4 protein-coding genes and 1 pseudogene are annotated in these 6,680 nt (G+C 46.5%); all 5 read left to right on the plus strand.

Annotation, left to right across the window (positions count from 1 at the left end; translation table 11 throughout):
• The first annotated feature begins 262 nt into the window (after positions 1-262).
• Positions 263-1,444, plus strand: coding sequence for a heterocyst differentiation protein HetZ (hetZ, locus tag JGK20_RS31990; protein WP_293181759.1), 1,182 nt, complete (start codon positions 263-265; stop codon positions 1,442-1,444).
• Positions 1,437-2,510, plus strand: a complete 1,074-nt coding sequence (locus JGK20_RS31995) for a hypothetical protein (protein WP_293181761.1) — start codon at positions 1,437-1,439, stop codon at positions 2,508-2,510. The genes hetZ and JGK20_RS31995 overlap by 8 nt, the downstream gene beginning before the upstream one ends.
• A gap of 339 nt (positions 2,511-2,849) precedes the next feature.
• A complete protein-coding gene (locus JGK20_RS32000) occupies positions 2,850-5,243 on the plus strand; it encodes a transglutaminaseTgpA domain-containing protein (RefSeq protein ID WP_293233495.1) in 2,394 nt (797 codons plus the stop codon).
• Positions 5,244-5,539: 296 nt separating this feature from the next.
• Positions 5,540-6,145: a Uma2 family endonuclease gene (locus JGK20_RS32005; protein ID WP_293233497.1), complete on the plus strand. Its 606-nt coding sequence runs from the start codon at positions 5,540-5,542 to the stop codon at positions 6,143-6,145.
• A gap of 318 nt (positions 6,146-6,463) precedes the next feature.
• A pseudogene (locus JGK20_RS32010) lies at positions 6,464-6,680 on the plus strand (hypothetical protein); the annotation flags it as partial.

Genomic DNA, 6,680 nt, shown 5'->3' on the forward strand with positions numbered 1-6,680 from the left:
TCAATTTGAATTCATAAGTCAGATTGAACACTTGCATCACCTCCTTGTTTGATTTTACCCAATTTCTACAAAATGGCAACAGGATTTCTAGAATAAAGTCGTCCTGGAAGGACGAGGCTCTAACCCCCTAATTTTTGTAGAACAGGAGATCGAGGGCATTGCAGTTTGTCCTGTGCCGGAAATACCGGAGCAAGTAGCGGTAGAAAAAAAATCTCCATACTGCTACTAACTGTGCTAATTTCAATGTGAGCTGTAAACAATCATGCGGGAAATCTGCCAGAGCGTGGAAACCATATTTCAACTGCTGTTAGACGAACTCAAAAAGTCCACTCGCGCGTCTGAGCAGAATTGCCAAGATGTAGCAGGGCGACTCGCAGCAGAAGTCAACAGGATATGCACAGAAAGTCAGAGAATTCAAAACTCGGGAGACATAGAGGGTTCAGCCCAGAGTCTAGCTCAGCACCGCTTGCAACAATGCCTCCACTATTACACTTTAGGCTCCGGGCCCGGGCGAGTAGAATTGCACAGTACCCTCAGCGCGATCGTCTATCGCTACATCACCCCTCCACAGGTGCAGTCTAGCTATCAGGCGCGAGTAGAACTGATCAAAGATTTCTTGCAAGGATTTTATCTGGAAGCTTTAAAGGCATTCCGGCGGGAAACCGAACTGCCACCTACCTACAGTCCTCGCACTCGCTTAGAACTAGCAGAGTACATGGCCTTTGTAGAGCGTTTTGGCAAGCGACGCATTCCCTTGCCTCGCAACCGGAGCCAGCAACTAATTATTTTGCGGGCCCAAACTTTTTCCCAGCAGCAACCCAAAGAAACCTCCGTGGATATGGAACAAGCCGCCGATGGAGGGGCTTCAGATTCCGACCAAACTTGGAACGACACGTCGGTGCACTCGGTGCGGGAAGCGATGGCAGGACAGGGTTCCTCGGCAATTCGCCCTCAAGGCGAAGAGTCAGAATCTCTGCGGCAAAATGTGATTGATGAATTAGTGGCGTATTTGAAAGAGCGCAACCAACAAGAATGCGCTGATTATTTCATATTGCGCTTGCAAGACTTGCCGACTAATGAAATAGAGTCGCTTCTAAACATAACTCCCCGTCAAAGAGACTATTTGCAGCAACGCTTTAAGTACCATTTGCTCAGGTTTGCCATGTCGCACCGCTGGGAACTGGTTCACCAGTGGCTGGAAGCAGACTTAGATAAAAATCTGGGTTTGCTGCCTTCCCAGTGGCAGATATTTGGCGACCAAATCGGGCCAGAGGGGCAGCGTTTGTTAAAGTTGAAGCAACAGGGTCTGTCGGAGTCAGCGATCGCGCAAACCCTCGGCAGCACGGTAGCCCAGGTACAGAAACGGTGGTTTAAATTACTCGAACTTGCCTGGGAATTACGAAATCGTTCAGATTCCGGAGAAGGGGCATCTAGTGATGAATAACGAAACGAACAGGGATGCAGAGGCTTTCGAGCGCCATTTCTTAGACTGGGTATTGCAGGCGCCGATCGAGAATGCCTCTAGCGAAGATGAGGAGAACTTCAATCTGCCCCCTTCTTCAGAAGAGTGGGGCAACGAAGACAATTCTGGGGTGGAATACTGGGAATGGGACGAACCAGACCCGCTGGATTATCAAGTGAGGGGGCACAGCAATGCACCCGCACAACCGCTGACTATTGGAGATATACCGACCGTGCAAGACCGTTTTCAGACCTTGTTAAAAGAAAGGCTTAGAGCCGAAATCGAATCCAACCCGCCTCTGTTCCCCTGGGAAACAGAAATTAAAAGTTACGACCACGACTACCCAGACGATGTAGCCCCCCAATGGGTTCCCCCCCTACACATCTGGACTCCCCAACTACAAAATATTAGATGGGGTCGCCTGCCAATTCCGATCGCCCAAGGGGTTTTTGCTCAACTGCTAGAACCTTGTCAGGAATTGGTAATGTTGTCACTGCGGGAAGGAGCAAAGTTAGTCCGCGCTGTAGATAGCTTGTTTCCAGACCAGTCTCAGGAACTTAACGAATTAGCTGGTATGGTACTTCTGGGTGCGACAAGAGGAATTACAGCTTCAGAAGTAGAAGATTTACCGAATTACGAAGTGGCAACTACCGATCAACAAATGCTCATGTCGCTGTTGGCCGCCCGAGAAATCATTGACTCTCTAACTTTGGATTGTCCTGTAAATCAGCCGCCGGTTTCCCGAGAATGGTTGACAGCTTTGGGTTCGCTGACTCTGCAAGCTCAATACCTGTCCAACCGCAATACAGAACCACCAAGGCCGTGTTTAAGAGTTGAATGCGAATTTCCTGGGGGAGGAAGTTTGGAACTCAAGGGAGGAGATGCCGAAGCAACTGCACATCGTCCGAATTCCGGGCATTTAAGTGTGGAGTTGTTCGATCCGCAACCGGATAAGATTTATGCCTTAGAAGTTCGATTCCAAAACTTCGAGACTAGACCTCTGATGTTTGCTATTCGTCCAGTTTTGTCAGGACAAGATAGCAACTAGAAAGTTTAGTTGACAGTTGACAGTTGATAGTTGACAGTTGACAGTTGACAGTTGACAGCTACCTCTACCTGGAATGAAGAAGATTGGAGTAATGAATAGTCTAATTTTACTTTCTCCCTACAAGGGAGAGGCTTTAAGCCAAGTCTTTCTGGTAAAATTAGAGTAAATAATGTATGTTTTTCCTCTAGGGTTTGACCTCACACACAAACAAATTCAATCCCCCGACCTCGCTCGTGAAAAGCAAAAAAAATTAGATTTTAGTTAAAGCCCTCTCAGATTTATCTGTGGATTCAATCTAAAATCTAAAATCTAAAATCTAAAATCGTTGGATGGGTGCACATGACAACTGATAACCTGCGAAAGATACCTGTTTTGGGTAAGCTGTGGGAGCAGATTGAGGCAATGCCTCCGCCGGTGATTGAGGATTCTTTGCTGCTGCGAATCCTGGTTCAGTTGTTGGTAATTGTGGGCATTGTGGCGACAGACGTTGCTGCTGAAGAAGCGCTGAACCTGTGGGCTGTGCCTGTTAGCATTGTGGGGGCAACTTGGAGTTGGTACCGCCGCCGCGATCGCAATGTGGCTGCTAAGTTCTGCATAGCTATTGCCATGCTGGTGGCGCTGTTGGCTTTTTTTACCCGTTTGATAGGGGAATTGAACGATACCCGGTTAGTTTTGGCGCAACTGTTAATTAACATTCAAGTGCTGCACAGCTTCGATTTGCCCCGCCGCAAAGATTTGGGCTATTCGATCGTCATCGGGTTGATTTTGTTGAGTGTAGCGGCGACTATCAGTCAAACGCTGACTTTTGGGCCGTTGCTAGTGGTGTTTTTGGCTTTAGCGCTGCCGACTTTGGTGTTGGATTATCGATCGCGCTTGGGACTTTCCAAGGCAGACGATAGCAAGCAGAAAGTAGAAGGTGCAGCCAAAAATAAGAACTGGTCACTATTTGCTGCTACTCTATCCCCCAAGTATTTTGGTTGGCTGCTAGCGATAACTCTCGGGTTGGGGCTGACTATTTTTGCGTTTTTGCCGCGCCTCCCGGGCTATCAGTTGCGGACTTTTCCTGTCAGTGCTCCCATTCAATATCAGGGGGAGTTTGACTCGCGCAGCATTTTAAATCCGGGGTATGTCAGAGGGGGAAATGAACAAGGAAGTGGCGGAGGAAGGGGGAGAAACCCAGACAAAGGGCCAGGAGAGGTGGACTCTACTTTTTATTACGGTTTCAACCAGCGCATCAATCAGAATTTGCGGGGGGAAATGAAACCCCAAGTGGTGATGCGCGTGCGATCGCAAGCGGCGGGTTTTTGGCGGGTGTTGGGCTTTGACAAGTATACTGGTCAGGGTTGGGAAATTTCTCGCAACGATCGAGCTGAAAAGGTGAATAGACCTAGGTGGTCTTTTCAATTTTATCTGAATCCTTTTCCGAATGCGCCTCGGATTCAAGAGGTGATTCAAAGTTATACTATTATTGCTCAGTTGCCGAATTTGATTCCGGCTTTGGCTAAGCCGAAGGAACTGTATTTTCCGACGATGGATGTGGCGGTGGATGCGGAGGGCGGTTTGCGATCGCCTGTGGAATTGCGGGAAGGTTTGACTTATACGGTGATTTCTAATGTACCTGTTCGCGATCGTTCCGGGTTGGGGCAAACTGGTACTAATTATCCGAAAAATATTCGCAAGTTCTATTTGGACGTGCCGCCGAAAATTGCCGCCAAGGTGCGAGAAAAAACCGAAGAAATTTTGTTGGCGAGAACAAGAGTAGCTAAGTCAGACAGGGCGATCGATTCTCCCTACGAAAAAGCTTTGTATTTAGCTCAATATTTGAAGCAAAATCCGAATTATAAACTTGTAAAAGCTTTGCCTTACTTGCAAGAAACAGAAGATTTAGTCGAGGGTTTTCTGTTTGGCTATCAAAACACGCAAGACGGCAAAAAGGTTACAGGCGGATATCCCGACCATTTTTCGACGGTACTGGCAATTATGCTCAGATCGATCGGGATTCCGGCGCGAGTGGCTGGCGGTTTCGATACGGGGGAGTTCAACCCGTTTACTGGTTTGTATGTGGTAAAAAATACCGACGCTTTCATGATGACGGAAGTATATTTTCCCAATTACGGCTGGTTTGGTTTTAATCCGATTCCAGGTTATCCGTTGATGCCGGCTTCGGTGGAAGACAACCAGACTTTTAGTGCGCTGGAATGGTTTTGGAAGTGGATCGCAGGTTGGCTACCGACGCCTCTGAGAAGCGGGCTGGATTCAGTTATCAGTTTTGCGATTGGCTGGATAACTTTGATTCTGGGCTGGTTTCTGGGACAGTTTGCTAAGGGTTGGGTTGGGTTGTTTACTGGGTTGATTGGTGCGATCGGCTTTGGCTTCATTGGCTGGTTAATTTGGCAAGGGTGGCGCAAGTGGCGCTATCGGCGTTGGCTGGGTAAGTTACCGCCGGTAGAGGGGGTTTATCAGCAAATGTTGAAGGATTTGGCGAGTCGGGGATTTGCCAAGCAGAAAGCTCAAACGCCTTTGGAGTATGCTGAGGCAATGCGCGGCCATCATGCAACCGATGAAGCTGAGGTAATTGAGGAAGTTTCGCAAGCTTACGTGCGCTGGAAGTACGGTGGCGAAGCGGGAAATTTGGATCAGTTGCGGCGGTTGGTGGATAATTTAAGGCGATCGCACTTAAAGAAACTGAAAAACCGCTGGTTGTCAAAATTCACAACCCCCAACCTCAAGTAAAGGTTCGATCGTTCGGAATGCAAGTCTCATATGAGGTACGTAGTTGGGCTTTAGCCCTCCAGGTTTAGTAGTTATATAAGCTGTCAGTCATGCCTCATATTTTCAAGAAAGGCTATATAATATTTATTTAAAGTGCGAATTTAAGCCTTGGGCAAAACATAGATAAATTAATTTTGATTTCGGAATCTTCTTTTTTTAATGAATATCAAAATCAAATTATTCATCTACCTCTAACTAAAATAGAATACTAATTATTCTTAATGTTAAACTAATCTTAGAACATTGGAGGTTTTCCCATGATTCAAGCAATATCCAAGTTAATAACTTTCGATGAGTTTCTGGAATGGAAGCCCGAAAACGGACGCTATGAACTACATAACGGAGTTATTATTGAGATGCAGACGACAGGAAAACATGAAGAAGTTGTTGAATTTTTGCAGACAGAACTAATCCTAGAAACTCGGCGGCTGCAACTTCCTTATCGATTCCCCAAGAATGCCCTCGTTAAATCTCCCGAACAAGAAACGGGTTATTTGCCTGATGTTTTAGCAGTTAATCGTGATGCTTTAGCGCTAGAGTCTTTATGGGCAAAATCCTCAACAATTACTCAAGGCTCATCCATTCCTCTCGCGATTGAAGTTGTCAGCACAAATTGGCGCGATGATTATGCACATAAGATGATCGACTATGAAGCATTAGGCATTGCTGAATACTGGATTATTGATTATTTGGGTTTGGGAGGTAGGCGTTATATTGGTTCTCCAAAACTGCCTACTTTGTCGGTTTGTCAATTGGTAGATGGTGAGTATCAGATTAAGCTATTTCGGGGAGATGAGAGAATTGAGTCGGCGGTATTTCCCGAGTTAACTTTGACAGCAGCTCAAATTTTTAATGGCGGGTAAAAAAGCCGGGTTTCTCTGCATTACACCCGCAGTCCAGCAGGGAATTAATTCCCTGGCGGACTTTGGGGTTAAGTTACCATATATCGGCACTGCGATGTCCCGTATTTTCTCGAATCGCAAACTACTTATTATCTCATCAAAATTGACTAACTAGGAACGTCAGACAAACCTCACAAATCACAAATCAAGTAATGTGTCAACAAAACTTGAGCAATTAGGCCGCCAGATTGGAAAATTAAATAATTCTTGCAGTTTAGCTGGGGCTGCTTGTATTTGTGGTACAAATGAGGGAATAAAAAATGTTGAAGGTCACGCCTCATGGATGAAAACCGCGTCCGAGCTTACCTGAATCTGATTCAATTGCTGCTGAGTTGTCCGGCTGGGGAAGAGGGGAATGTATTGCAGGAGCACTCTGAGTTAGTTGACTCAGGCTTGATTGAAGTGATGCAGGAAGTGGCGAGTCGGATGGCGGCGGATGGCGAACAAAATGCGGGTTTTTTGCAGCAATTGGCGGGGCAAATTAGTCAAGCTTTGG

It is taken from the genome of Microcoleus sp. PH2017_05_CCC_O_A (genome assembly GCF_020738785.1).
Lineage (GTDB): Bacteria > Cyanobacteriota > Cyanobacteriia > Cyanobacteriales > Microcoleaceae > Microcoleus.